General features: G+C 38.7%; 24 protein-coding genes. 17 read left to right on the plus strand and 7 right to left on the minus strand.

Features of this window, described 5'->3' with window-relative positions; translation table 11 throughout:
• Window positions 1–58 precede the first annotated feature (58 nt).
• From serC to FB379_RS04395, 5 genes are all read right to left on the minus strand, one after another.
• Window positions 59–1138 (minus strand): 3-phosphoserine/phosphohydroxythreonine transaminase, encoded by a 1080-nt coding sequence (serC, locus tag FB379_RS04375; RefSeq protein ID WP_063387315.1) that lies wholly within the window; start codon window positions 1136–1138, stop codon window positions 59–61.
• 130 nt (window positions 1139–1268) lie between these two features.
• The gene (locus FB379_RS04380) at window positions 1269–1691 is read right to left on the minus strand and encodes an HIT family protein (RefSeq protein WP_063387316.1); all 423 of its coding nucleotides are present in this window, start codon (window positions 1689–1691) and stop codon (window positions 1269–1271) included.
• Window positions 1692–2385: 694 nt separating this feature from the next.
• The gene (locus FB379_RS04385) at window positions 2386–3597 is read right to left on the minus strand and encodes an ABC transporter permease (protein WP_144597112.1); all 1212 of its coding nucleotides are present in this window, start codon (window positions 3595–3597) and stop codon (window positions 2386–2388) included.
• The gene (locus tag FB379_RS04390) at window positions 3581–4330 is read right to left on the minus strand and encodes an ABC transporter ATP-binding protein (protein ID WP_063387318.1); all 750 of its coding nucleotides are present in this window, start codon (window positions 4328–4330) and stop codon (window positions 3581–3583) included. The genes FB379_RS04385 and FB379_RS04390 overlap by 17 nt, the downstream gene beginning before the upstream one ends.
• A 111-nt stretch (window positions 4331–4441) precedes the next feature.
• Window positions 4442–4948 carry an antibiotic biosynthesis monooxygenase family protein gene (locus FB379_RS04395; RefSeq protein ID WP_066248912.1) on the minus strand — a complete coding sequence of 169 codons (507 nt, stop codon included), beginning with the start codon at window positions 4946–4948 and terminating at the stop codon, window positions 4442–4444.
• 133 nt (window positions 4949–5081) lie between these two features.
• On the opposite strand from FB379_RS04395, the gene FB379_RS04400 reads away from it, so the two are divergent.
• The 5 genes from FB379_RS04400 to FB379_RS04420 all read left to right on the plus strand — a co-directional run bounded on the left by FB379_RS04400 (window position 5082) and on the right by FB379_RS04420 (window position 12065).
• Window positions 5082–7193, plus strand: a complete 2112-nt coding sequence (locus FB379_RS04400; RefSeq protein ID WP_144597138.1) for a transglycosylase domain-containing protein — start codon at window positions 5082–5084, stop codon at window positions 7191–7193.
• A 127-nt stretch (window positions 7194–7320) separates the two neighbouring features.
• On the plus strand, window positions 7321–8361 hold the full coding sequence (gene hemE / locus FB379_RS04405) for a uroporphyrinogen decarboxylase (RefSeq protein WP_144597114.1): 1041 nt from the start codon (window positions 7321–7323) through the stop codon (window positions 8359–8361).
• Window positions 8362–8402: 41 nt separating this feature from the next.
• Entirely contained in the window at window positions 8403–9341 is a 939-nt protein-coding gene (hemH, locus tag FB379_RS04410; RefSeq protein WP_144597116.1) for a ferrochelatase, read from the plus strand.
• 12 nt (window positions 9342–9353) lie between these two features.
• Complete coding sequence (hemY, locus tag FB379_RS04415; protein WP_144597118.1) at window positions 9354–10772, plus strand: protoporphyrinogen oxidase; 1419 nt, start codon at window positions 9354–9356, stop codon at window positions 10770–10772.
• Window positions 10773–11051: 279 nt separating this feature from the next.
• Complete coding sequence (locus FB379_RS04420) at window positions 11052–12065, plus strand: LacI family DNA-binding transcriptional regulator (protein WP_063387323.1); 1014 nt, start codon at window positions 11052–11054, stop codon at window positions 12063–12065.
• Between the two features lie 61 nt (window positions 12066–12126).
• Here FB379_RS04420 and yhfH read toward each other — a convergent pair whose 3' ends face one another.
• On the minus strand, window positions 12127–12258 hold the full coding sequence (gene yhfH, locus FB379_RS04425; RefSeq protein ID WP_065095529.1) for a protein YhfH: 132 nt from the start codon (window positions 12256–12258) through the stop codon (window positions 12127–12129).
• A gap of 103 nt (window positions 12259–12361) precedes the next feature.
• Between yhfH and FB379_RS04430 the strand changes: the two genes are divergently transcribed.
• The 10 genes from FB379_RS04430 (at window position 12362) to murC (ending at window position 23300) form a co-directional block, all read left to right on the plus strand.
• On the plus strand, window positions 12362–13099 hold the full coding sequence (locus tag FB379_RS04430; RefSeq protein ID WP_066248904.1) for an MBL fold metallo-hydrolase: 738 nt from the start codon (window positions 12362–12364) through the stop codon (window positions 13097–13099).
• A 263-nt stretch (window positions 13100–13362) separates the two neighbouring features.
• On the plus strand, window positions 13363–14325 hold the full coding sequence (locus tag FB379_RS04435) for an ABC transporter substrate-binding protein (RefSeq protein ID WP_063387481.1): 963 nt from the start codon (window positions 13363–13365) through the stop codon (window positions 14323–14325).
• 17 nt (window positions 14326–14342) lie between these two features.
• Window positions 14343–15311 (plus strand): ABC transporter permease, encoded by a 969-nt coding sequence (locus FB379_RS04440; RefSeq protein WP_094244634.1) that lies wholly within the window; start codon window positions 14343–14345, stop codon window positions 15309–15311.
• Complete coding sequence (locus tag FB379_RS04445) at window positions 15286–16074, plus strand: ABC transporter ATP-binding protein (protein ID WP_144597120.1); 789 nt, start codon at window positions 15286–15288, stop codon at window positions 16072–16074. The genes FB379_RS04440 and FB379_RS04445 overlap by 26 nt, the downstream gene beginning before the upstream one ends.
• A gap of 105 nt (window positions 16075–16179) precedes the next feature.
• The gene (locus tag FB379_RS04450) at window positions 16180–16737 is read left to right on the plus strand and encodes a helix-turn-helix domain-containing protein (RefSeq protein ID WP_144597122.1); all 558 of its coding nucleotides are present in this window, start codon (window positions 16180–16182) and stop codon (window positions 16735–16737) included.
• 18 nt (window positions 16738–16755) lie between these two features.
• A complete protein-coding gene (locus tag FB379_RS04455) occupies window positions 16756–17475 on the plus strand; it encodes an AzlC family ABC transporter permease (protein ID WP_144597124.1) in 720 nt (239 codons plus the stop codon).
• On the plus strand, window positions 17468–17773 hold the full coding sequence (locus FB379_RS04460; protein ID WP_066248892.1) for an AzlD domain-containing protein: 306 nt from the start codon (window positions 17468–17470) through the stop codon (window positions 17771–17773). The genes FB379_RS04455 and FB379_RS04460 overlap by 8 nt, the downstream gene beginning before the upstream one ends.
• Window positions 17774–17856: 83 nt before the next feature.
• Window positions 17857–19116 carry a M48 family metallopeptidase gene (locus FB379_RS04465; protein ID WP_144597126.1) on the plus strand — a complete coding sequence of 420 codons (1260 nt, stop codon included), beginning with the start codon at window positions 17857–17859 and terminating at the stop codon, window positions 19114–19116.
• Window positions 19117–19269: 153 nt separating this feature from the next.
• Window positions 19270–21798: a DNA translocase FtsK gene (locus FB379_RS04470; RefSeq protein WP_144597128.1), complete on the plus strand. Its 2529-nt coding sequence runs from the start codon at window positions 19270–19272 to the stop codon at window positions 21796–21798.
• Window positions 21799–22001: 203 nt separating this feature from the next.
• Window positions 22002–23300, plus strand: a complete 1299-nt coding sequence (gene murC, locus FB379_RS04475) for a UDP-N-acetylmuramate--L-alanine ligase (protein WP_063387332.1) — start codon at window positions 22002–22004, stop codon at window positions 23298–23300.
• Window positions 23301–23359: 59 nt separating this feature from the next.
• On the opposite strand, the gene FB379_RS04480 is transcribed toward murC, so the two are convergent.
• Window positions 23360–24475 carry an aminopeptidase gene (locus FB379_RS04480; RefSeq protein ID WP_066248885.1) on the minus strand — a complete coding sequence of 372 codons (1116 nt, stop codon included), beginning with the start codon at window positions 24473–24475 and terminating at the stop codon, window positions 23360–23362.
• 197 nt (window positions 24476–24672) lie between these two features.
• Between FB379_RS04480 and FB379_RS04485 the strand changes: the two genes are divergently transcribed.
• Window positions 24673–25104 carry a DUF948 domain-containing protein gene (locus tag FB379_RS04485; protein ID WP_063387334.1) on the plus strand — a complete coding sequence of 144 codons (432 nt, stop codon included), beginning with the start codon at window positions 24673–24675 and terminating at the stop codon, window positions 25102–25104.
• 32 nt (window positions 25105–25136) lie between these two features.
• Entirely contained in the window at window positions 25137–25580 is a 444-nt protein-coding gene (locus tag FB379_RS04490; RefSeq protein WP_063387335.1) for a YtxH domain-containing protein, read from the plus strand.
• Window positions 25581–25956: the final 376 nt, after the last annotated feature.

Below are 25956 nucleotides of genomic sequence, written 5' to 3' on the forward strand. Positions count from 1 at the left end.
CATCTTTAATAAACTTTCCACTATTATAGCGTATGATCGTTAAAGTTAGGATAGGCTTTTAATGTTTTTTTCTGAATTCTTTCATAAACTGGGCGAGCTTTTCACATGCTTCAATCGTTACCGCATTATAAATGGATGCACGGCAGCCACCGACAGAACGATGACCGGATAGACCTATTAATCGATTTTCTTTTGCCTCTTGAACAAACGCTTTTGTCAATTCATCAGACGGCAGCGTAAATGTTACGTTCATGAATGAACGGCTTTCTTTTTCTGCATGTCCTTTGTAAAAGCCATCGCTTTCGTCTATAGCGTTATATAATATTTGAGCTTTTTGTTTGTTTCTGCGTTCAATTTCAGCTACTCCGCCTTGTTCTTTTACCCATTCCAACACTAGAGAAAGCATGTAAATGGCAAAGGTCGGTGGAGTGTTATATAAAGAGTTTTTGCTTGCATGTGTTTGATAGCTCAAAATAGTTGGTACATTTTTATTTGCTTTTTCAATTAGATCTTTTTTAATGATGACAACAGTGACTCCGGAAGGTCCTAGATTTTTTTGCGCCCCTGCGTAAATGAGATCGAACTGTTCGATATTCAGCTCTCTGCTCAAAATATCGCTGGACATATCCGCAATCAGCGGTGCATTCGTGCTTGGGAACTCATGCCATTGCGTCCCAAAAATTGTGTTGTTTGACGTAATATGCAAATACGCAGCATTTTGGAGCGAATTTGCCTCGAATTGTTTTGGGATGTGTGTGTAATTTGACTCTTTGCTTGATGCCAACACATTTGTTTCACCAAATTTTTTTGCTTCGCTTAACGCTTTTTCAGACCATGCTCCGCTTAAAATATAATAGGCGATATTTTCATTATTCAAAAAATTCATCGGGATCATGGCAAATTGCAGACTTGCCCCGCCTTGTAAAAATAACACATCATACGAATCAGGGATATTAAGCAATTCTTTCAATAAGCTCTTGGCATTGTTGTGAACCTCATCATACGCTTGGCTCCGATGGCTCAGCTCCATGACGGACATGCCTGTATGATTGAAATTCAACAGCTCGCCTTGAGCTTTTTGTAATACTTCGACTGGTATAGCTGCTGGTCCTGCATTAAAATTGTATACTCGATCCACGATTCGTCCTCCTTTTAACACATTTATAAAAACATCCTATCATGAAAAAAGGAGAGGGGAAATAAAAAATTTTGTGTCGGTTAGAAAACAGTAAGGATCCTGTTGTTAGGATCCTTTAGCCGTTTATTTTTTATTGCAATCCGCCTTTTATTGTTTCAGCAAGCTGTGCAAGATCTTCTGGAGTATAATCATTTTGATGGGATTTCCATACTATGCCTAAACCATCTTCTTTTCCGTGTCGAGGAATTATGTGCATATGGTAATGAAACACTGTTTGACCGGCTTCTTCGCCATTGTTATTGATTAAATTTAATCCTTTTGGATTCAATTGTTTTTTTACCGCCTTTGCGACCTTCGTAACAGCTTCAAAAAAGTTTCTTGAGATGTCAGGTGTGAGCTCAAAAACGTTTTCTTTATGTACTTTTGGGATGACGAGTGTATGTCCTTTCGTTACCTGCATAATATCCATAAAAGCTAGAACGTGTTCATCCTCGTATACTTTTGCACAAGGAATTTCTCCGTTAATAATTTTACAAAAAATGCAATCGCTCATAATAACACTCCCCGCCATTTTTTTCTTTATTTTACCACGTGTTGAAAATGAAAGAAAACATAAAAAGGAACGAACATAAGTCCGTTCCTTTGAAGAGGGGTTTCAATGCACATGTTAAAAAAGCGATTTAAAAGTGTCTTTCGTCAACACCCCATTTTCAAATAATGAATGGTATTCCTTTTTGACACTTTAAACTTTTGTTAGAACACGACATGAAAAAATTTTAATGACAAACACCTGTTTAAGTGTGTGGTCACCCTCTTCAGTCAATAGCATACCCACTAATTTATTTTTTATGTTGTGTAAAATAAAAAAAATTGAGCGTTTTTTGATGATAAACATCAAAAGGCGTTTAACTCCTCGGGAAGCTCTCAGCATTGTCATGAAATTTTTTTTAAAAAATTGGCGGCATAAGCCAAAAGCGTTAAGTCAAAAAACCGTTTGCTCTAAAAAAACAATCCGGCGCCGTAAGAGAAGATTGGCTTTGTGAAATGTTTTTAGCATTCGCAGCCATCTGTCAAAACAGATTAGCTTGGAAAATGAACGCTTTTCCTCACGATCCAAATGAAAAAGAGCTTCCTGTTGAAAATAAATTAGGACGCTTCCTTAAATGCCATAAAGTTTATTCAAACCGTCCATGAAAAACGATAAAAAACAGATGTCCAAGAAGATTCTTCCGTTCCGTTCCATTCCTTTATCTTGCCAAAAACTTTCCCGAAAAGTACATATAAACAAAAACATATGCAAATAACGCATTGACTGCCAGTTGGACGCCGACAAATAAAATATTCGTTTGCGTTAATAAAACAATGGTAAGAACGGCTAGCTCAATGAAAAGAATGGTAAAAAGAAGGCGTAAAAAGCTTTTTTTCTTTACATTTTGTGGAACTGGATATAAGTCAGCGATAAAAAGAGCATCATAATGCTTGTATAAGCTCGTTAATTGAATTCCGGTTAGGAAGAGAACAGCTGCCGGCAAAATGATGCAAGATACAAGTGACAAAGGCAAAAAGATGCTGACAATAACACCGATCATCAATAAGCGGATAAACAATCCGAAATAATCTCCTGAACGAATGAAGGATCTGGAAAACATATATAAAAATACATTTGATTGCTTGTAAGGGATGAAAGACAAAATCCAGTCCATCCATTTCCGTCTTTTTGCTTCAGCCTTCAGTTTCGGCACATCAGTAAACATATTGGCCAATCTATAAAATGATTGCAATTTGCGATTTTCCTGCAAAATTAAAAATTCCCACTGCAGCGTTTTGTTCCTCGTTATCTTGAAGAAATAAATGGTTACCAATGCCATCATGCCGTAAATAAACAGGGACAGTATGCTTTCCTTAACAGCCAAATAAATTACCGTGAAATTGACAGCATATCGGACAAACTTATCCATTATCTGGGATAACCGCTCCGGAAAATGCGTCATTTTCCATTGAATCCACAAATTCCAATATTTAATAACCGTAAGCTGGAAGATAAGGAATAAATAGTTGATGCCTTCACCTTCACCGCTTTGAAAATATAAAGGTGCAAGAATGATTAGGCATACGATCATTTGGACAGTCTGAAGGATATAGCTGTATATAAAAGCACGCTGAAAATAATGGTTTAATCCTTTTTCCATAGGCAGTAAAAAGATGATGTCAGGTTCTTTTAACAACGTGCGCACTTGCGAAAAAGTTACCGTTAATGCTAACAAGAGTGCCATTAAGAATGCTGATGGAAAATGAGGTGGGAGTTGATCAAGCCATTGCTGATACGCATAGGCTCCTCCGCCTAATAAAAACATAATCACTAAAAGCAGATGATCGTTCAGCATATAACGCAAGTATGTTTGTGTTTCTTTTATATGTGCTGCCAAACGGGCAGGCCAAATATCATTGATTGATCTCATCGTCTTGCTCCTTTGTCAGCCGAATATAAAGATCGTCCAATGTTGCACCAGGCATATTGAATTGCTCCTGCAGCTCAAGTTTAGTTCCTTGAGCCCGGACGGTTCCGTTGTGCAAAATCACAAAAGTGTCACAAAACCGTTCTGCATTTGCTAAAATGTGGGTTGACATTAAAATGCCAGCACCTTGTTTTTTCGCCTGATTCATGAGATCAAGCAGGGCGTGAATGGCTAACGGATCCAGCCCGACAAACGGTTCATCAATTATGTAAAGGGATGGCTGAACTAAAAAAGCGCACATAATCATGACCTTTTGTTTCATCCCTTTAGAAAAATGTGCCGGAAACCATTTCAACTGCTTTTCCATTCGAAATGTTTTTAAAAGAGGATCGAGCCGCTCGTTAAATGTCTCTTCACTGATCCCGTGCGCCATAGCCATCAATTGCAAATGCTCAAATAACGTCATTTCTTCGTATAAAATAGGGGTTTCAGGAACAAAACTAAATTGCTTTCGATATTGCACCGGATCTTCCTGAAATGTTTTGCCGTTAATTTTAATAGTCCCGTCACTTGGCTCCATCAAACCGATGATATGCTTGATCGTTGTGCTTTTCCCCGCACCGTTTAATCCAATTAAACCGACCATTTCATTTTCGTTTACAGTGAATGAAACATTTTTTAAAACAGGCTTATTTGTGTACCCGCCGGTAATCTGATCTACTGATAATAAAGTCATATTTTCCGCCTCTCCCCTTTATTTTTTTAAAATTAAATGAGGCTTAATGTATTTAGCCGTTTCAACGATTTTTGCATGTTTTGATCCATTCTTCTCTCTTTCCATTTTAAATCATTCCTTCTCATCTTTTACAATATAATATTTCTTTACTCGGAGTGGAGAAGGAAAAATGAGTTTATCGCTCATCCCTAAAGCTTTTTTAAAGTGGTTAGCAAAAGCTTCGTTTTGATCCCATTTGTTAAAATCTTGTTCTGTCTCCCATAAAGTGAAAATGATATAAGTGTTTTTGAAAAGAGGGCGGAGAACTCTTAAGGCAACAAAGCCCGAATGGCTTTCAATGAATCGAGATAGCTCTTTAAATTGCTGTTCAAATAGAGGTTTTCCTTCATCTGTAACAGATATATAGGTAAACACGGCAAACCCTCCATCGCTGCAGATGCTTCCTCTTTTATCAATAATTTCATATTTTTTGGGTTCTTTAAAAATTGTTGTTCCTTTTGTTTCATGCATAAGGACGGCGCTTTCACCGTCATGCATGAATAACATGCATTCTGCTAGATTATTTTTTTTGATTTTGCTTAAATATTCAATAGTGCCGAAAGCTATATAAACATTCATAACAGTCACCTCGCACGAAAATCACTTGATAATTTGCGAAAAAAGTTAAACATGTTACATACTGTATCCAAAATTATACAATACTAATTATGGGAGTTAAACAGAGGTGAAAACATTGTTGAAAAAAATAAAGATGATCTCGGGAATCGTTTTATCTGCTGCTGTGTTAAGTATTATCGCATACTTTGCCATGATTTGGATAGGCGCTATCGTTGTGGATGAAAAAAAGCTTGTTTTGCATTCTGCGACCTCTTTGATCGATCAAGAAGGACGGCCCATTACGAAATTATATTTAGAAAACAGAGAGATCATCGATATTGATAAAGTTCCGAAGCATGTACAAAATGCTTTCATCGCTGTTGAAGATAAAAGGTTTTATGAGCATCACGGCATTGATTTTCGGGCAATTTCAAGGGCGCTGTTCAAGGACATTGCTGCTTTCAAAAAAGTAGAGGGCGGCAGTACAATCACCCAACAGCTCGCCAAAAATGTTTTTTTAACAAACGATAAAACGGTTTTGAGAAAAATGACAGAAGCTATCATTGCCATTTATCTTGAACAGAAATATAGCAAAAGAAAAATTTTAGAGATGTATTTGAATCAAATCTATTTTGGACATGGCGTATACGGCATCCAGTCTGCATCAAAATTTTTTTTCAATAAAGATGCCTCTGAACTGACTATTGAAGAAGGGGCGCTGCTAGCCGGCCTGCCGAAGGCTCCAGCAGCCTATTCTCCGATTTTGCACCCAGAAAAAAGCTTAGAAAGAAGAAATGCGATATTAACCTTAATGGAGCGCGAAAACTATATTTCTCCGGAGCAAGCTGTCAGAAGCCAGGGGAAAACATTAGGTCTGAATATTCATAAAACGGAAGATAAGCCTTGGCTGTCCGCCTATATTGACATGGTATTTGAGGAAGCGGAAAATAAGTATCATCTTTCAAATGAAGAACTCCTAAAAGGCGGATATAAAATTACCGTTCCGATCAATATCGATGTTCAGGAAAAAGCATTCAAAGTTTTTAAAGAAAAGGCTTATTTTCAAGGTACGAAAGATGATGCTCAAGGCGCTTTTATTTTATTAGATAATAAAACAGGCGGTGTGCTTGCTGCGATCGGCGGGCGAAATTATGTTTCCAAAGGATTTAATCGATTGACAGCGAAGCGCCAGCCGGGGTCAACGTTTAAGCCGATAGCTGTATATGCTCCGGCAATGGAGGAAGGACTTTTTCAGCCTTATTCTCTTCTAAAAGATGAGAAATTGGATTATAAAGGATACTCTCCAAGCAATTACGATGGACGTTATGATGGACATGTAACCATGTTTGATGCGCTCATTCATTCAAAAAATGCTCCTTCTGTATGGGTGCTCGATAAGCTTGGAATCGATAAAAGCAAAGAGTATTTAGAGAAAAACGGGATTTATATTGAGGATAAAGGACTGGCGATTGCTTTAGGAGGACTAAAGTACGGCGTGTCGCCGTTTGATTTGGCAAATGCATACAGAACTTTTGCCAATAATGGTCAATACAGCAAGCCGTATTTCATACAAAAAATTGTGAATGCCAACGGCGATGTAGTGGCAGAAGTAAAAAAACAAAAATATCAAGTTTTTTCTCCGCAAACCTCGTGGAATATGACGAGGATGCTGGAGCAGGTTGTTAAAGAAGGAACTGCCAAAGCGGGACAATATGAAGGAGCTTTAGCTGGAAAAACGGGTACGACATCATTTCCTGGAAAAAAGGGCGCCGTGATGGATGCATGGTTTGTCGGATATACTCCTGACGTGACGGGGGCAGTGTGGATCGGATATGACCAGACAGATGAAGAACATTTTTTAAAGGGTGGGAGCGATTATCCAACGAAAATGTTTAAAAATATTTTAAGCGGTTTGAAATTTGAGGAAAAAACATCCTTTACGATTCCGAAAAAAGTGAAAGATTTAGAAAAACCAATCAGGCTTTCACGAATCCCTTCGCTTTCCGCCACATATCAATTTCACGCACTTCAATTATTTAAAGTGACATTAAAATGGCCTGCTCAAGATGATGACCGGGTCGTATACCGAATTTATGAACGAAGCGGAGAAAGCAAGAAATTGGTCGGATCTGTAAAGGGAAAAGGAGAATATGAAATACCGTATATTAACATTTTTTCAGAGCATTTTTATCAAGTTGTCCCTTATAATCCGCAAACCCATCAGGAAGGGGAAGGTACTGATTTTGTCAGCCCGCGCTGGGAATAACAAAATGCTGGAAAGATCTTTCGTCGATTTTATGACATTTCCCTTATATTCCTATACAATCGGGCACGGGAAGAGGTATAGTTTAAAAAGAGTATTAGAAAGGAATCGTTTTTAAAGGGGGATTTACATGGATAGGAAGAAAAGCTTTAATGATACTTTTTTAAAAGCGTGCAGAGGCGAAGCGGCGGACTATGTTCCTGTTTGGTATATGAGGCAAGCCGGGAGATCCCAGCCTGAATACCGGGCGTTAAAAGAAAAATACAGCTTATTTGAAATTACACATCAACCAGAGCTTTGTGCATATGTCACTAGACTTCCTGTCGAGCAGTACGGGGTTGATGCCGCAATTTTATATAAAGATATTATGACGCCGCTGCCTGCCCTTGGAGTTCAAGTTGAAATTAAAGCGGGAACAGGGCCTGTTATTGAAAATCCGATCAGGTCGCTGGAGGATGTAAAAAAACTTGGTGAAATTCATCCTGAGGAAGATGTTCCATATGTTTTAGATACGATTAAGCTTTTAGTTAATGAGCAGCTGAATGTTCCGTTGATTGGATTTGCCGGAGCACCATTTACTCTTGCCAGCTACATGATTGAGGGAGGCCCTTCCAAAAATTATAACAAAACAAAGGCATTCATGTATGCTGAACCAGAAGCTTGGTTTCTTTTAATGGAAAAGCTTGCCGATATGACCATTACATACGTGAAAGCGCAAATTGACGCAGGGGTTAAAGCGGTGCAAATTTTTGATTCATGGGTCGGAGCATTAAATGCTTCTGATTATCGATATTATATTAAGCCGGTGATGAACCGCATTTTTTCGGAATTAAAGGAAAAAGAGGCGCCGCTTATTATGTTTGGAGTGGGAGCAGGACATTTAGTAAAAGAATGGAATGATTTGCCTTTAGACGTGATCGGTTTAGATTGGCGTCTGTCGATTTCTGCTGCCAGAGAAATGGGGATTTCCAAAACATTGCAGGGAAATCTTGATCCGGCAGTTTTGCTTGCGCCGTGGGATTTTGTGAAAGAACGGGTAAAGGCTATTTTAGAAGAAGGAATGAAACAGCCAGGTTTTATTTTTAATCTTGGACATGGCGTCTTTCCACAAGTAAAACCGGAAACCTTAAAAAAATTAACGGAATTTATTCATGATTATACGCAAAAATAGATCGAAAAAAATGATCAACTTGAATTTTGGAGGTGCACGTAATGTCGAAGAAAAAAATAGGTTTGTTAGTGATGGCATATGGTACACCATATAAAGAAGAGGATATTGAACGCTATTACACCCACATTCGCCATGGAAGAAAGCCTGATCCAGAAAGTCTGGAAGATTTAAAAGAACGATATAAGGCGATTGGAGGCATTTCTCCTCTTGCTAAAATAACAGAAGAACAAGCGAAAGGCTTAGAAAAGCATTTAAATCATATTCAAAATGAAATAGAATTCCATATGTATTTAGGATTAAAACATATTGAGCCGTTTATTGAAGATGCAGTTGAACAAATGAATAAAGATGGAATCACTGAGGCGGTCAGCATCGTTTTAGCTCCGCACTATTCGACCTTCAGCATTAAGTCGTACAACGGCAGGGCAAAGGAAATTGCAAAAAAACTCGGAGGGCCTTCCATCACTTCTATCGAAAGCTGGTATAAAGAACCGAAATTTATTGAATATTGGGCTAAACAAATAAAAGAAACGTACGCGAAAATGACTGAAGAAGAACGGGAAAAAGCTGTATTAATTGTTTCAGCACACAGTCTGCCGGAAAAAATTGTTCAATTAGGGGATCCTTACCCAGATCAATTACAAGAAACAGCTGAATTAATTGCAAAAGAAGCCGGAGTGCAGCATTTTGCTGTTGGCTGGCAAAGTGAAGGCAATACGCCGGAGCCGTGGCTCGGACCAGATGTTCAAGATTTAACAAGAGATCTGTTTGAACAAAAAGGATACCGGACGTTTGTTTATGCTCCAGTAGGTTTTGTGGCTGATCACTTGGAAGTTCTATACGATAACGATGTCGAGTGCAAGGCAGTAACAGACGAGCTTGGAGCAGCTTATTATCGTCCAGAAATGCCGAATGCAAAACCTGAATTCATCGATTGTTTAGCTACAGTCGTGTTAAAACACTTAGGAATGTCAAAATAAGAAGGAGATTTTATGGGAAGAAAAAAAGTAGCAATTGTTGGCGGGGGAATAACTGGGCTTTCAGTTGCGTTCTACTTGCAGTCAGAAATTAAAAAAAATCATCTTCCAATAGATGTTGTGCTGATTGAAGCGAAGCCGCGATTAGGAGGAAAAATAGAAACGATAAAAAGGGACGGATTTATCATTGAAAGAGGTCCGGATTCCTTTTTGGAGCGAAAAAAAAGCGCTACGCAGCTTGCAAAGGACGTAGGGCTTGGAGATTATTTGGTGAACAATGACGTGGGGCAATCTTTTGTCCTTGTTGGCGACAAGCTCCATCCAATCCCAAAAGGAGCGGTTATGGGCGTGCCAACAAATATTGCTTCTTTCGCCACCTCCGGTTTGTTTTCGTTAACTGGCAAGCTGCGGGCTTCGTTTGACCTTTTCCTGCCGAAGAAAAAAGTGGACGGAGATCAGTCATTAGGCGGATTTTTTGGCCGCAGGCTCGGCAGCGAAGTGGTTGAAAATTTGATTGAACCGCTTCTTTCCGGGATTTATGCAGGAGATATTTATAATTTAAGTTTATTAGCAATCTTTCCGCACTTTTATGAAATTGAACAAAAGCATCGCAGTTTAATTTTAGGAATGGCCAAGCAGGCGCAAAAGTCTAAACAAAAACAACAACAGGAGCAACATAAAGGGATTTTTCAAACCGTTTCAACTGGTTTGCAATCGATTGTTGAAGCTATAGAACGCCAATTGGATCATACGGTAGTGAAAAAAGGAATAAAAGTTTCGGAGATTAAAAAGGAAGATGATCTCTACCATTTGGAATTATCTGACGGAACTGTTGACAAGGCGGATGCGATAGTCATTACCGCTCAGCATGATGCTATTCCATCTATGTTTCCGAATGAGCAGCAAACACTCGCTTATTTCAAAAAAATGCCTTCAACATCTGTTGCAACCGTTGCAATGGCTTTTCCGGAAGAAGCTGTTCAGCTGCCCGCAGATGGAACGGGGTTTGTTGTTTCGAGAAACAGCGGCTATACGATTACTGCTTGTACATGGACCAACAAAAAATGGCCGCATACTGCTCCGAAGGGCAAAACGCTGCTAAGAGCGTATGTTGGAAAAGCAGGAGATGAAGCGGTTGTTGACCAGCCGGATGATGTGATCATTCAAACCGTTTTGGATGACTTAAATCGATTGATGCCGGTAAAAGGAGAACCGATTTTTTCTATTGTTACAAGATTGAGGAAAGCAATGCCACAATACATTGTCGGACACCTTGACAACATAAGAAATATAAAAAGTATTATGGGACAAAAATACCCCGGAATATATTTAACGGGTGCTTCTTTTGAAGGATTGGGGATCCCGGACTGCATTGATCAAGGTAAAAAAGCGGTGAAAGATGTTCTTCAATTTTTACATTTGGGACAAGCTTAAAAGGCAGGCTTGTCTCTTATTTTTTCAGAGGAGGCATCCATTTTAGCAAGTTTTGGCGCTTCCGACTTCTGATCTTTAAAACGCCTTGGTTGGTTCCCATTGTTTAAAGTCCGACAATTCAAATTGAAGAAAATATATATTTGTTGAACAAGTTAGCATTTCTGTTTTTTTAGAAAAAGCGATCTGGAAAGATATAAAAAAATTCATTGCACATCTGTTGACCATTGATCTATAATCAAAAGAAAATCAAGGGATCCCAAATTTTTTGGAGGAATGAAAGTGGCTACAATTGAAGATGTGGCAAAACTGGCTGGTTTATCGAAAACGACAGTTTCAAGGGTGATAAATAATCAGCCTTACGTATCGGAGGAAAAAAAACAATTAGTGCTAGAAGCAATGAAGCAATTAGGGTATGTACCTAATTCTTCAGCTAGAAGTTTAAGAAATCAAAAAACTGAAATTATTGCTGTCATTATTCCTAGGGTTATGAACCCGTTTTTTGGACAATTTGTTGAATCGCTGGAAATCGTTGCGTCTCAATACCATTATCAATTGATTGTTTGTCAAACGTTATATTCAGCAAAAAAAGAATTAGACTATTTAAACTTGTTAAAAACGAAACAAGTAGATGGAGTGATTATGACGACATTGCTAAATGGCTGGGAGGCTGTTGAGCCGTTTTTAGAATACGGTCCGATTATTTTATGCAACGAATTCGATGAACAGGCAAATGTCCCGATGATTCATATGGATCAAAACTACGGAGGGTATGTTGCAACTAAGCATTTAATCGATCAAGGATACAATAAAATTGCTTTTTGCTGCGGAAATGTAAACAGTAATGTTTCGAGAGCTAGGGAAGAAGGTTTTCGAAAAGCACTTCGTGAAGCCGGATTGTACCTTCCTGAGCAATATATTTTCCGAAATGTATTTACATTTGAAGACGGAAAAAATGTCTTGAGGAAAATGATGGAGATGGTTGAAGCTCCAACGGCAGTCTTCACAGGTTCTGATGAAGTGGCAGCCGGGATGATTTCTGAGTCAAAGAGACTTGGCGTCCGTGTCCCGGAAGAATTAGCGGTCGTCGGGTTTGACAATCAGGCTATAACTGAACTGATGGAGCCTATGATTACGACGGTTAATCAGCCGGTGAAAGAAATGGGTCATTTAGCAATGGAAGTGATGATGGAAAAAATAAAAACGAGACGGTATAAAGAGAGAGAGGTGCATCTTTTGCCTCTTACATTAATTGTAAGGGATTCTTCAAAGCTAGCCAATTACAATGTGTATTAGTACAGGTTAAGAGAAGAGAAAAAATATTCAGGCAATTCTTTTTAGAATTGCCTGAATAAATTTATTTTACATGTAAGCAATGATTGCATTTGTTCCCGTAGCATTCGTGCTGTTCTTCAATTTCTTTTCCGCATTCAATACATTTTTTTCTTGGCAAGTTTCTAAAAAATTCAGTGATTTTTTGTCCTAACATTTTTTATCCCCCCGTGCTGTTGTTATTAACATTGTATTATAACAGAATGAAAAATGTCAATACTGTTTTAAAACATTTTTTCTTATTGAGGAGGATTAGGGTGATGAAAGTAACAGTTGTAGGGTTCTGGGGAGGCTATCCAGAAGCGAATGAGGCTACATCAGGCTATTTATTTCAGGAAAAGGGGTTTAACCTGTTAGTTGATTGCGGAAGTGCTGTATTATCACAACTGCAAAATTTTGTATCACTTTCAGATTTAGATGCTGTGATCCTTTCTCATTATCATCATGATCATATTGCAGATATTGGACCGCTGCAATATGCAAGACAAATTACCGGCATGCTGCAAAAATCAAACAAAATTTTGCCCATTTACGGACATAGCCTTGATACAAAAGAATTTGACAGACTCACACATTTGAGTGTGACAAAAGGAATTTCATACGATCCTGATCAATCGATTTCGATCGGTCCGTTTACGATTACATTTTTAAAAACAGATCATCCTGTTGACTGTTTTGCCATGAGATTTACTTCAGGACATAAAACGGTTGTATACACGGCAGATTCAAGCTTTAAAAATGAATTCATTCCATTCAGCCAAAATGCGGACTTGCTTATATGCGAATGCAATATGTATGCGAATGAAGACGGCAAAAAGTTTGGGCATATGAATTCCCACGAAGCTGCGACAATTGCTAAGGAAGCAAATGTAAAAGAGCTTTTGCTGACTCATTTGCCTCATAAAGGCAATCATGAAGAATTGATAGAAGAAGCTAAAACGATTTTTAATGGATCGATCAAGCTGGCTAAAACAGGGTTGTCGTTACATATTGATTAAAGAGAAATTATATTAGCAAAATTATGGGACAGCCTTTTGCCGAACATTTCATAAACTTAAAGCTACTTGCAAACTTCATTTTGATAGAATAGTGTTCCATTTTCTGTAAGGATGCAGTATGTTGGCATCCTTATTTTTTTGGAAAATTCGTCAGAAAATAATTGAAAATCAAAAATATATTGTTATAATTTAAAGCATAAAAGTAAAAAAGGGGGAAGAAAATTTTGAAAACTAGGATAGGAGCAATCGGAGGAATTTTTTTGATGGCGCTCCTCGTGCTGTCAGGTTGTGGAAGCAGCAAAGGGTCCAGCAGCGAAAGCAATAGTGAAGAAGGAAAGAAAGAAACATTTAAAATTGGTATCACTCAATTTGTAGCGCACCCGTCGCTGGATGAGGCATTGAAGGGATTTCAACAAGCAATTAAAGATAAAGGGTTAAATGTAGATTATGATATTCAAAACGCTCAAGGGGATCAATCGAATACCCAAACGATTGCGAATAACTTCGTCGGAGATAACGTCGATTTAATTTTTGCGAATGCAACGCCTAGTGCACTTGCTGCAGCAAATGCTACAAAGGATATTCCAATTGTATTTACATCCGTAACAGATCCTGTCGGCGCCGGGCTTGTGAAAGAGATGGAAAATCCAGGAGGGAATGTAACAGGAACAACTGATACCCATCCTGATGCCATACCGAAAACGGTGAAATTTATTGATCAATATTTAGACGGCAAAAGAATAGGAATGATCTATAATTCAGGCGAACAAAACTCTGTTGCGCAAATTGACCTTGTTAAAAAAGCGACAGAAGGAACGGATTTGAAAATTGTCGAAGCTTCTGTTTCTACTTCAGCTGAAGTGAAACAAGCTGCTGAATCTCTTGTCGGCAAAGTCGATTGTTTTTACATTATCACTGACAATACCGTTGTTTCTGCGCTTGATTCGGTCATTTCCGTTGCAAATGAAAACGATATCCCGCTGTTTGTCGGTGAATTAGATTCAGTCAAAAAAGGCGGTTTTGCTGCGTACGGGTTTGAATATTATGACATTGGCTATGAAGCAGGAGAAATGGCTGCAAAAATTTTAACAGAAGGGAAAAAGCCGTCTGAACTGCCTGTTCAATATCCGCAAAACTTAAAGCTTCTCATTAATAAAAAAGCAGCAGCTGAGATGAACGTTAAGATTTTAGACGAGTGGAGCAAAGAAGCAGAGTTTATTGAGTAATTTGGAAGGGTGTTTACATGCTGACAGCAGTATATGGCTCACTTGAGGCGGGACTTATTTACGCAATAATGGCTCTCGGAGTCTATTTATCTTTTAGAATATTAGATTTTCCAGATTTAACGGTTGACGGTAGCTTCGTTACTGGAGCTGCCGTCGCAGCCGTCATGATCATAGACGGAGCTCATCCTGTTATGGCGACGATTGCCGGAATGATTGTCGGCTTTCTAGCTGGGATCTTAACGGGAATTTTGCATTCGTATGGGAAAATTAATCCGTTGTTATCCGGTATATTAATGATGATCGCTCTTTATTCCATTAATTTGCGAATTATGGGAAAATCGAATGTTTCGCTTTTACAGGAGGAAACGCTTTTCTCAAAGCTGGCCGATGCGCTGGCACCGATCGATCAAGCCGTTAAGAGCGTCATTTCTTTTTCCCCGACCACATGGTCAGTCATCATTTCAATGGTGTTATTGGTCGCTTTTTTAAAGCTCATCCTTGATTACTTCTTAAAAACGGAAATCGGACTTGCTATAAGAGCTGTCGGAGATAACGAAGAAATGATTAAAAGTTTTTCGGCGAATACAAACTTTCTTAAAGTATTAGGATTAGGATTGTCAAATGGTTTGGTTGCTTTGTCAGGTGCGCTTGTCGCCCAATATAATGGCTTCAGCGATGCCAATATGGGAATTGGAATGATTGTGATCGGGCTTGCTTCCGTTATTATTGGAGAGGCAATTGTCGGTAGCAAGACGATTGTTCGGGCTACCTTAGCTGTTATAATCGGTGCTGTCATTTATCGTTTCATAGTCGCCTTTGCATTTAGATTTAACTTTTTTGAAACAGGCGATATAAAATTAATTACAGCTTGTATCGTCATTTTGGCGTTAATCATCCCGCGATATTTTGAAAAACGGCGTGAGAAAAAAAGAAAATTGGCAAGAAAGCGGGGTGAACAAGTTGCTTCAGCTAAAACACATTCATAAAGTGTTTAACGAAGGGTCATTGGATGAAAAAATCGCCTTAGATGGAATTCATTTAGAGGTCGAAAAAGGCGATTTTATTACGATTATTGGCAGCAACGGCGCAGGGAAATCGACTTTGCTGAACATCATAGCTGGAAAGCTGTTTCCCGATGAGGGGGAAGTCTGGCTTGACGGCGTAAATATAACAACACTTCCTGAGCATAAACGATCAAAATATATCGGCAGAGTGTTTCAAAATCCGTTGTCAGGCACATCGCCGACGTTGACCATTGAAGAAAATTTGGCGATCGCTTACGGCCGTGTTCATAAACGAACTTTGGCCAGAGGTGTAACGAATAAGCGGAAAAATTATTTTAAGGAGCAGCTGTCGCTTTTAGGGCTTGGATTAGAAAACCGTTTAAATGCGAAAGTAGGATTGCTGTCAGGCGGGGAAAGACAGGCGTTGTCGCTTTTGATGGCAACATTTACGAAACCGAAAATATTATTGCTTGATGAGCATACAGCCGCATTAGATCCCGCACGCGCAGAGGTCGTCCTGTCGCTTACGAAAAAATTTATTGAAGAATATAATTTAACAACGATTATGATTACACATAATATGCAGCAGGCGATTGATCTAGGAAACAGATTGCTGATGATGAATCGTGGAAAAATCATTTTTGAGGCATCTGCTGAAGAAAAAGTAAAACTGACCATTCCGAAATTAATGGACGAATTTGCCAAAATTCAAAATGCAGTATCTGACCGGGTGCTCTTAAGCTGATATTTACCTCTTTCCATTCAGGGGAGAGGTTTTTAAATGCAATTTTGTTCAATATATAAAACAAATGTATGAAATAATAAACAAAACATAAAAAAGGAGGAAAACATGAAGCCGATTCAGCAAATTATTGGGGAAAATTTTTGTAAAATCCGAAAAAGGATGGAGCTAAGCCTTGACAAGGTGTCTGAAAAGACAGGCGTTTCCAAAGCGATTCTGGCACAAATTGAAAGAGGGGAAGCGAATCCGACTGTCTCCACGCTGTGGAAAATAGCGAACGGACTTCATGTATCATTTTCCGCTTTGATGAAGGAGGAGGCGCCAAGCGTTCAAAAAATATCTTTATCAAACATACCGGCTATATCTGATGATGATGAAAAGTATAAAGTATACCCGATGTTTACGTTTGAAATCGGCAAGCCGTTTGAGGTGTTTGAAGCACATTTAGAGCCTAGACATGTCCATCAATCGGATGAACATGCGCACGGGGTGCAAGAAATTTTGATCATTCAAAAGGGAGCTTTAGAAATTGTAATTGATGGATGTTCTTATGTTGTTCGCGAAGGGGAAGCGATCCGATTTGCAGCGGACAAAAAGCATGATTATAAAAATATAACGGATCAAAAAGTTAAATATTATGTGATCATTTATTATCCGGAAAACTAGAAATGGAGGTGATTCCGATTGCATTCGACAGCATTGGCAAAATATAAATCGGAATTAATCCAAGGCATTCAAGCAGGAATCAGCATTGCCATCGGCTATTTCCCCGTTGCCATCGCTTTCGGCCTTCTTGCTGAAAGAACGGGACTTTCGATTGCGGAAACGGTGATGATGAGCGCAATCGTTTTTGCAGGAGCGGCTCAATATATGTCATTAAGCCTAATTGCTGCGCATGTTGGTGCTTGGGAAATTATTATGACAACTTTCATTGTAAACATCCGCCATTTCCTTATGTCAGCATCATTAAATGAGAAAGTGGAGAAAGACTCCATATGGATAAAAGCTCTGTACGGCTTTGGTGTAACAGATGAAACATATGCAGTTGCGGCTGTCAGACAGGAAATGGTCACAGCACCATATATGTTTGGACTATGCTTGATGGCATATAGCAGCTGGGTGATCAATTCTGGAATCGGTCATATAGTTGGAGAAAATTTGCCCGCTTTCTTACAGGAAAGCATGGGAATTGCTCTATATGCCCTATTCATCGGCTTATTGGTTCCTTCATTAAAAAAACATCGGAAAATTATCGTACTAGCTTTATTATCTGCAGTGATAAATTCCGTTTTATTGACGACCGGACGGCTGTCTATAGGCTGGTCTATTGCATTGTCGTCCTTATTTTCCTCCGTTGTTGTGGAATGTATCTTTAGAAAATTAGAGGTGCAGCAAGATGAATAGCCAAATATTTTGGTTGATTATCGGAATGGGCGTTGTGACATACATACCGCGAATGCTTCCTTTTGTTATCTTCAGTCAATTACATCTCCCTCCGTTTTGGCAAAATGTATTAAAAAATGTACCATATGCAACATTAGGTGCATTGATCGTGCCCTCGGTCTTTTTTATTCACGAGGATTTCCTGTTTGGAGCAGTCGGTGCATTTACAGCGTTCATTGCTGCTTATTTCGGAGCCAACGTCTTTTTTGTAGTTATGTGTTCAATTGCCGTTTTATCTTTTTACAGCTTCTTTTTCTAAATATTTTGGAAAAGCAGTTCTATTACGATGTTTTTTTATCTAAACTACTAAAGGAGGGAGTTAAGCTCAAGGGGGTATTCGGCTTGAAAAAGAGTCTTCTAACGATCATTTTATTATATGCAGTTTACGGTTTGGTTTTATACTTCTATTTATTCTTCTGGACGGGTTATGAGCTGCCGAAGGGAATTGAAGGTACTGCTGCCGATCCGAAAACGTTTTTAACGGCAGAGGAGCTGCAGCTGTCAGAAAATTATTCACGATTAAAAAATTTGGTATTTTTCATATCCATTCCGTTAGAGTGGATCATCTTTTTTATTGTGCTAAGCTTTGGGATTTCAAAAACATTTCAGCAATGGGCGGAAACAGCATCCCGTTTCTTTATAGTCCAAACAGCTTTATACTATTTTTGGCTGTCATTGCTTGTCACTTTACTAACATTACCTGTCAGCTGGCTGAACTACAAACTGTCAAAGGATTTTCAAATCTCGACCCAGACGTTGAACTCGTGGCTGAAGGATGAAGTGACCGATTTTCTTGTTAATTATGTTTTAATGGCGGTTGTCGTCACGTTTCTATACATCATTATTCGAAAATTTGAAAAGCGCTGGTGGCTTTGGGCATGGTTTGCATCGATACCATTCACATTGTTTATAATGTTTATTCAGCCGGTAATCATTGATCCGCTGTACAACGATTTTTACCCGTTGAAAAATAAAAAGCTGGAGGAAGAAATTTTACAGCTAGCTTCCAAAGCAGATATTCCCGCGGAGCATGTGTATGAAGTGGATATGTCCACCAAAACAAATGCGTTGAACGCCTATGTGACAGGAATAGGATCAAATTCGAGAATCGTTTTGTGGGATACGACGTTAAATAAATTAAGCGAAGATGAAATATTATTCATTATGGCTCATGAGATGGGACATTATGTGATGAAGCACATCTATATCGGAATAGCCGGGTATTTGCTTCTTTCCTTGGCAGGTTTATATATCATTCATCAGTTAATGATTTTTTGTACAAATCGATGGGGAAAAAGGCTGAACATTCAATCTATACGTGAATTGTCGTCGCTTCCTCTATTTCTTTTGCTGCTGGGGATGTTATCGTTCGCTTCAAGCCCTATATCCGGCATAGTATCAAGGTATCAAGAGAAACAGGCGGATTTATATGCAATTGAAATGACAAAAAACGAGGAAGCGGCTGTAAAAACATTTCAACATTTGGCGAAATTTAGCCGCAGCGAAATAAATCCGCCAAAAATAGTGAAAGTTTTACGTTACGATCATCCGCCTCTGATTGAACGAATTATGTATATTGAAAATATAAAAAATAAAGAATAAACTCCTTGTTTATACAGGGAGTCTTATTTATTTTTAAATCTGTGATTTTAGCAATATAATATTAATGTTTGTCATTGCTTTTTAAACTTCCAAAAAGTATTTTTATTGATAAAATATAGGATGAGATTAGTATGAATGAAAGAGTGATCATAGATGAGCTGGTTGTCAAAACTGTTGCGGTTGTTTTTCGATAATCAGGAAGAAGAATATGAAAGAAAGATAGAAAAAAACAATTCTACTGAAAAAATAAAAGATCAATCATTAACTGACGATAGATTAGAGATGCAAGCTAGAGTTACATATCAATATCCGAAAGGAAACTTTCGGTTTCCGCTAATATCCGATGATGAAACATTGCGAGAAACGAGACGCCCAGCGGATGCGGCAAAATCAAAAGCAAAAACATCTTCTGAACGCAAGCAGTCTCGACTGAATAGTGCACAAGGCGCACAAAAGGAAAGAAAATCTTTTCAGCCAACGGAAATCCCTTCACCGATTTTTGGATTTGGACCAAGGAATAGAGATGATTTATTTTTCAAAAAAATTGAAGAGCAATATCAGCAACAGACGGACATAGACGTACATGATATTTTCATCAATGATCTGGAAAAACAAAAAGAAGTGCAAAGGGAGTTTGCTGCAGCAGAAGAAATAGAAATAAATGAAATGATAGAATATGAAAACGATTATGAAAAAGAAATATCAAAAACACAAGATCACGAAGCTGAGGATTCATATTTTGAAATAACAGCACCGCCTTCGGAGGATAAACAGCGAGAAGCTGAGGAAGCTCAATCGGTCGAGGCTTCAAAGCTGGAGATTGATTCAAAGCAAGAGACGAATCTAAAACAGTGGACGGATCTAAACCAGGAGATGGAATCAAAGCAAGAAACGAATCTAAAACAGTGGACGGATCTAAACCAGGAGACGGGATCAAAGCAAGAGACGAATCTAAAACAGTGGACAGGTCTAAAACAGGAGACGGATCTAAAACAAGAGACAGTTCTAAAGCAGGGGACGAATCTAAAACAGGAGACAGATCTAAAACAAGGAACAGATCTAAATCAGGAGGAAGGTCCAAAACAGGAGACGAGCCTAAAACAGGAAGCGGATCCAAAGCATTTAGAGAAAAAGTCCGATGACAGACGAAAGCCTGTTTCCAGAGGAAAGCTTTCATCAAATCAAAACGAAAAGACAATTATTCCATATAATGTCATTATGTTTGGACAAGATAAACGAAAGCTTGAATTAAAGGAAAAACGGCAAAATTATTTGTTTCCGCCGCTCACCCTCCTGAACGTTCAGCCGTTTGAGGAAGAAGCGGATGATCAGTGGATAGAAAAGCAAAAGAATTTGCTCGATCTTACGCTGCAAAATTTTCATGTCAATGCAAAAGTGGTCAATGTGTCACAAGGACCTTCCGTCACGAGGTTTGAGGTTCACCCTGAACCCGGCGTAAAAGTGAGCAAGATAACTAACTTGATAGACGATATTAAATTAAGCTTGTCTGCAAAAGACATCCGGATTGAGGCTCCGATACCGGGGAAAAACACAATCGGGATTGAAGTGCCAAACCGGAAAAGCAAAACGGTTTTTTTAAGAGAGATTTTACGGTCGAAAGCTTTTCAAGCCAACCGCTCTCCGTTAACGGTTGCTCTGGGCCTCAGCATTTCAGGGGAGCCGATTGTGACGGATTTGAAAAAAATGCCGCATGGTTTGATTGCGGGAGCTACAGGGTCAGGAAAAAGCGTTTGTATCAATACGATTTTAGTCAGCCTGCTCTATAAAGCAACTCCAAATGATGTGAAAATGCTCCTCATTGATCCAAAAATGGTGGAGCTTGCGCCGTATAACCGCATACCTCATCTCGTCAGCCCTGTTATTACGGATGTAAAAGCAGCTACTGCTGCACTGAAATGGGCGGTAGATGAAATGGAAAGAAGGTATGAATTATTTGCCCATGTAGGCGTTCGAGATATCGAGAAATTTAATGAACGAGTCGGCGACAAGGAAAAGGAGAAACGATTGCCGTACATCGTGATTGTGATTGACGAGCTCGCTGATTTAATGATGGTTTCGCCGAACGATGTGGAGGAGGCGATTTGCCGGATTGCCCAAAAAGCGAGAGCTTGCGGCATCCATTTATTAATTGCCACACAAAGACCGTCTGTTGATGTTATAACCGGTTTAATAAAGGCGAATATTCCTACAAGAATAGCATTTTCCGTATCATCGCAAATAGATTCAAGAACGATTCTTGATACTTCCGGTGCAGAAAGACTCCTAGGAAGAGGAGACATGCTGTTTTTAGAAAACGGTTCTGCAAAACCGGTAAGAGTTCAAGGAACTTTTGTTTCTGATGATGAAATTGATCGCGTCGTTCACCATGTAAAAAACCAGATGGCGCCCAATTATTTGTTTAAACAAGAGGAATTGCTTGCGAAAACAAATTTCCAAGCAGAAGAAGATGATCTTTTTTATGAAGCCTGCGAGTTTGTTGTAGAGCAGGGGCATGCTTCGGCTTCAAGCCTTCAACGCCGTTTTCGAATCGGTTATAATAGAGCGGCCAGATTGATTGATTTAATGGAGGAGCAGGGGATCATTTCCCCGCCGAAAGGAAGCAAGCCGCGAGACGTGCTAGTGTCAGAAGAACAATTGAAAACAATAAAAGAGAGTAGTTGAGATGTACTGAACATGATATTATTAAAATGTTGGGCTGATTTTGGCAATGCCGATTTAAAACGATATACGTTGCTTTCAATTAGGAAACACTAAAAGTATACAATATTGCGTTATGAAGCTTGCAGGAAATAAATATTATAGTTGCAAAACTAGTCATTCGTCATATATTATTTTACAGATAGACGATTGTTGGAGGTTCTTATATGACTGCTTATCATTTTGTTGGCATAAAAGGAACAGGGATGAGTGCTTTAGCTCAAATCCTTCATGATATGAATGAAAATGTACAAGGATCTGATATTGAAAAATATATTTTTACACAAAAAGGCTTGGAGGAACGGGGAATTCAAATATTTCCTTTTTCGAAAAATAACATTCACCCTGGTTTAACTGTAATAGCTGGTAATGCTTTTCCAGATACACACGAGGAGATTGAAGAAGCAAAGAGACTTCAATTGCCGGTTTACCGCTATCACAAATTTTTAGGGGAATTGATGAACAAATTCACAAGCATAGCGGTAACTGGCGTGCACGGTAAAACATCTACAACCGGTTTACTGTCTCATGTTATGCAAGGTGCTTTTCCTACCTCATACTTGATTGGAGACGGAACGGGAAAAGGAGTTCAAAACAGCAAATATTTTGTCTTTGAAGCATGTGAATACCGGCGCCATTTTCTATCCTATCATCCGGATTATGCGATTATGACGAACATTGATTTTGACCACCCTGATTATTATCGTGATCTGGATGATGTTTTTTCAGCCTTTCAGCAAATGGCTTTACAAGTGAAAAAAGGAATTATCGCTTGCGGAGATGATGAGCGTTTACAGGAAATACAAGCGAAAGTTCCGGTATTATATTACGGTTTTCATGAGGAAAACGATTTTCAAGCGAGAAATGTGGTGAAAAGCACAACGGGAACTGTATTTGATGTATATATTCGGAATACGTTTTACGGCACGTTTGAAATTCCTGCATTCGGGGATCACAACGTTCTAAATGCGCTGGCGGTTATTACGTTATGCCAATACGAAAATATTGGAATTGATGTTATTCAGGAGCGCGTCAAAACGTTTAAAGGCGTAAAAAGAAGATTCAGCGCCAAAAATTTCGGAGGACAAGTGCTGATTGACGATTACGCCCATCATCCTACGGAAATAAAAGCAACAATTGAAGCTGCGCGGCAAAAATATCCTGACCGGGAAATTGTTGCTGTTTTTCAGCCTCATACCTTTTCAAGAACACAGTCATTTCTTAATGAGTTTGCGGATAGTTTAAAAAGCGCCGACAAAGTATACTTATGCGAAATTTTTGGCTCTGCCCGTGAAAACATAGGGAACCTCACGATAAAAGATTTGCAGGCGCAAATTGAACATTCAGAGTTAATCGATGAGACGAACATTAAAGTTTTGAAAAAGCATGAAAGCAGCGTTATTTTATTCATGGGTGCAGGAGATATTCAAAAATATCAAGATGCCTATGAAAAGCTGTGTGTTTAAAACAAAACGACTGTAACAAAAAATGTTACAGTCGTTTTGTTTTTATAGCGAAGAATGCACTATTTTAAATTCTCAGGATTTAGCTGCTCCAATTCCGGAATGACAAACAGTCCGTCTTTTCGGATCAATACGTCGTCAAAATAAATTTCTCCGCCTCCATATTCCGGACGCTGAATGACGACCAAATCCCAGTGGATATTGGAATGGTTGCCATTATACGCTTCATCGTAGCATTGCCCTGGCGTAAAGTGGAAGCTTCCAGCGATTTTTTCGTCAAACAGAATGTCCTGCATCGGGTGAAGGATGTATGGATTGACACCGATGGCGAATTCACCGATATATCTTGCTCCTTCATCTGTATCCAAAATGCTGTTTAATCGTTTTGTATCATTAGCTGACGCATCAATGATTTTTCCGTCTTTAAATGTTAACCGAACATTTTCAAATGTAAATCCTTGGTACGGAGAAGGCGTATTAAACGTAATGGTACCGTTCACAGAATTTTTAACAGGCGCTGTAAATACTTCACCGTCAGGAATATTCATGCGTCCTGCACATTTAATCGCAGGAATATCTTTGATTGAAAAAGTCAAATCAGTGCCAGGACCTTTAATATGTACTTTGTCAGTTTTGTTCATCAGTTCAACAAGCGCATCCATCGCTTTATCCATTTTTTCGTAATCAAGAGTGCAGACATTAAAATAAAAGTCTTCAAACGCTTCTGTGCTCATTTTTGCAAGCTGTGCCATGGATTCATTCGGGTATCTGAGAACCACCCATTTTGTTTTCGGAACGCGGATTTCACGATGCACCTTTTGCCCGATTGTTCTGCCTTCCAGCTTCATTTTTTCTTCTGGAACGTCAGCAAATTCATTAATGTTTTTGCCTGATCTGAGGCCTATGTATGCGTCCATTTCTTTCATGACATTTGCTTCGAAATCAGCCATCATTTCGAATTGTTCTTCTTGTCCTCCAAGCAATAAAGCTCGGTTTATTTGATGATCTTTAATGGAAACAAACGGATGCCCGCCAGCTTTGTAAGCCTCGCGGATGAGAGCAATCACAAGCTCCTTCTCAAGACCAAAGTTTTCAATAAGCACTTTTTCGCCTTTTTGCAGTTGGCATGAATAATGAATTAAAATTTTTGCCAATTTTTCGATTCTTGGATCTTTCAACTTGCCGGCCTCCTTTTTTTTCGTTATACAATAATATTGTAGCGTTTCCTGATTGGATTTAAAACTTGTTCTATTTTTGACATGATCGAAAGGATTCAATTGACAAAATGTCGAATAGATAAATGATTGCAGATTTTATGTTTGCATTCCGAAAAATTAGGGAATTGTATTATTGGTTTTACTTGGAGGTGCAGCAGTTGGAATTCATATTATATGCAAGCATTGCGCTAATAGCCGTAGCTTTTACAGTGTTAGTTGTTTATTTAGCCAAAACATTAAAATCTCTGCGCATTACACTCGATCAAGTAGCCGGGACGCTTGCGGGCCTTGAAAAGCAGGTGGAGGGCATTACAAAAGAAACAACAGATTTGCTTCATAAAACAAACCAATTGGCGGAAGACATTCAGAAAAAATCTGAGAAGGTCAACTCAGTGGTGGATGCCGTAAAAGAGATTGGAACATCCATTCAACAATTTAATCGGTCTATGAAAAAAGTTTCAGCGAGTGTAACTGGACAATTGGAAAAAAATGAAGAAAAAGTTGCTCAAGCCATTCAGTGGACAAATGCTGTGATGGAATTGATTGATAAAGTAAAGCAGAGAAAACGATCAAAGAAGCAAACTGATTAATTAATTTTACTTAAAAAACAGGAGGCGCAAACATGTCAAAAAAAAGCACGAATAAAAAAGGGTTTATAATAGGTTCTATTATAGGCGCTGTTGTTGGGGCAGCTTCCGCATTATTGCTTACGCCAAAGTCAGGAAAAGAGCTTCGCGAAAATTTTAATGATCAGGCGGGAAAAGTGAAGGAAAAAACATCAAAAATTACAAGCGAAGCATATGAAAAAGGAGTACAGTTTATCAGCTTGGCAAAAGAAAAATCACAAAATATTCAACAGAAAATCCAAGAGCAGTCTGAGGGCTTGGTAAAAAAAATAAAGGAACGAAGCAATGAAAATGAAATTTCTGAAAAAGAAAATCCTTCAGATTCCGCTGACACCGAGCTTGACGACGAACAAAGTCAGAAAACAGAAAATTTGACTGACACTTCACAAGCCTCAGATGAAGAGCTTCAAAGCGAAAACAATAAAGAAACAAAGTCATAGGTTTGGCAAGACAATCATCATCGGCAAACAAGCCGATGATTTTCGTTTACAGGAAAATAGGCAGCGAATAGAGGAAAAGAGCGTGAAAATTTTCATGGGGAATATTTTTCAAACAGTGTTACAAGTCCATCAGCCGGCAAGGTTTTCAAGAATTTTAAGCTTTTGCTGCTGATTGCCAAAGCCCTAATCATTTAGTTTACATGTACAAGAATTGTCCGATTCCATAACTGAAACATAATATAAATGAAACATAAATCCCCCAAATATTGTATAATAATTTTATCTGGCATGATGATCATTGGGAAATGACTTGTGAAGAACTGAAGAAAATATTTTGAAAAAAATAAACACTTTACCGCTTAAAAGCGTTTAATCG

This window comes from Aeribacillus composti, from assembly GCF_007827555.1.
In the GTDB taxonomy this organism is placed as follows: Bacteria; Bacillota; Bacilli; order Bacillales; family Aeribacillaceae; genus Aeribacillus; species Aeribacillus composti.